The sequence below is a fragment of the Adlercreutzia sp. CNCM I-6207 genome (genome assembly GCF_977072305.1).
This window is the reverse complement of record NZ_CDRVLZ010000044.1, coordinates 1-1812: the sequence shown is the minus strand read 5'-3', so window position 1 is coordinate 1812 and position 1812 is coordinate 1. Positions and strand designations below refer to the sequence as shown.

3 protein-coding genes are annotated in these 1812 nt (G+C 49.5%); 2 read left to right on the top strand and 1 reads right to left on the bottom strand.

The window, feature by feature from the left end:
- Positions 1 to 90 precede the first annotated feature (90 nt).
- Complete coding sequence (locus tag ACW4QM_RS11430; RefSeq protein ID WP_455798469.1) at positions 91 to 954, bottom strand: tyrosine-type recombinase/integrase; 864 nt, start codon at positions 952 to 954, stop codon at positions 91 to 93.
- On the opposite strand from ACW4QM_RS11430, the gene ACW4QM_RS11425 reads away from it, so the two are divergent.
- Together ACW4QM_RS11425 and ACW4QM_RS11420 are read left to right on the top strand one after the other, a co-directional pair.
- Positions 941 to 1213 carry a type II toxin-antitoxin system RelB/DinJ family antitoxin gene (locus ACW4QM_RS11425; protein WP_223901509.1) on the top strand — a complete coding sequence of 91 codons (273 nt, stop codon included), beginning with the start codon at positions 941 to 943 and terminating at the stop codon, positions 1211 to 1213. The genes ACW4QM_RS11430 and ACW4QM_RS11425 overlap by 14 nt on opposite strands.
- The gene (locus ACW4QM_RS11420) at positions 1210 to 1515 is read left to right on the top strand and encodes a type II toxin-antitoxin system YafQ family toxin (protein ID WP_455798468.1); all 306 of its coding nucleotides are present in this window, start codon (positions 1210 to 1212) and stop codon (positions 1513 to 1515) included. Before ACW4QM_RS11425 ends, ACW4QM_RS11420 begins: the two co-directional genes overlap by 4 nt.
- The last annotated feature ends 297 nt before the right edge of the window (positions 1516 to 1812 follow it).

Here is a 1812-nt window from a genome sequence, read left to right as displayed (position 1 = left end):
GGCGGCGGTACCAATTTATCTTACCCAGGGTACCAAGCCCGCTGACTGGCGGTACCAGATTCTGCTGATTGTTGGTACCGGAGAGGGTTACTACTCACCTATAGTTAGACGACCATGAGGCTTTGAGAGCGTCACGAAAAGAGCCGGATTGCAGTCCGTTCGATGATGCATGTAGTCTTCGAGGTGCAATTTTGCTCGCGCGTCAAAGTAGACCATGCGCTGCTTGTTTCCTTTCCCGAGGACAATGCACTCTCTTTCGTTTAGGTTAATATCTTCCCGATTGAGTTTAACGAGTTCTCCGACGCGCATCCCCGTTGAGGCGAGAAGGTCGACGAGAGCCAGATCGCGACGATTGAGACAATTCTCGCGGATGGTTTCGAGGTCTTCGTCAGAGAAAGTTTCCTTGATAACCAGGGCTACCTTCACGCGATGAATGCGTCTAACGGGACTTTTGACGATATAATCTTCCTCTTCGAGCCATGAAAAGAAACTGGACATGATGCGTCTTATATTGTCGATGGTAACCTTGCTTGATCCACGCTCGCGCTCGTATTTGGTCAGGTAGCTACGCAAGTCTGTCGTTTCTACTTGGGTGAATGGCATTTGAAGGGATGCCTGAAGCCTTTCTAGGGTATTGCGGTAGTAGTCCAGGGTCTTGAGAGAGCATCCTTCGACTTGCTTTGCTTCGATGAAGGCGGCAATGAGGTTTTCGTTGCGCTTAGTTTCCGTTGGCTTAGATTGAGAGAAGGTGCATTTGAGTACTTCGCGCAGCTTTTTCATTTGGTCGCAATTAAGGAAAGGCTGCATTTGGATAGAGATCGCGTCAATAGTGGTCGCATGCATGGGTTCCTCGTTTCTGTTACGGTTTGCTTCAATGAATTGACGTTTGCACTTATAAACGTTATCATATGCTTGCTGAAATTTGAATGAGGAGGCAATGATGGCTGCCAGCACTTTGACGATTCGCCTTGATAGCAACTTGAAGGACGAGGCTTCCAGGGTTGTCGAGCACTACGGCCTTGATATTTCTACGGCTATGCGAGCGTTCTTGACGCAGATTGTGAATACCAATGCAATTCCTCTCTCGCTTGATTACGAACAGCCGAATGAGGAGAGTCTGATTGCCATACGCGAGACGAAGGAGATGATTGCTAACGGATCGGGCGAGAGCTACAGCAACGCTCACGATCTGATTCAGGCGGCTTTGGCATGAGCGCGCGACTTGAAGCGAAGTTTGCCCCAGCATTTAGCCGAGATTTAAAAAAGAAAGCTCGTAAGCGAGAGTGGGATCTTGCTGAGTTAGAAGCAGTCATTGCTCTTATCTTGGAAAATAGTGCCGAATCCATCGAGATCCTCAAGCACAGACACAATATGCATAGGCTTTCGGGCAGATGGGAAGGAAGCAACGAATGTCATGTTGCCAATGCCGGTGATTGGCTTCTCATCTGGTGTGTAAACGGCGATACTGCTTATTTTCAGCGCACTGGCTCCCATGATGAATTGTTCCGACAGTAGTTGCCGTAATGGTTGAATCTTGGGCTCGGGCTTCGCGAACGAGCTTCGCTAAATGACCATTTAGCTGAAATGGCCATGATGCTATTCGATAGCGAATGCCCCCAAACAAATGAACCGAATGCGGTATTGTCAGATGTCGCCGAGATCACCATGGGCCAATCTCCGTCAGGATCTTCGTACAACGAAAACGGCCACGGTTGCGTACGGTACGCCTGAGCGGTGACTGTTCCACGCTACGCCGATGATGTATGTCCACAGCGCCGATGCCTGTTCCATGCAGCGCCGATAATCGGGAGG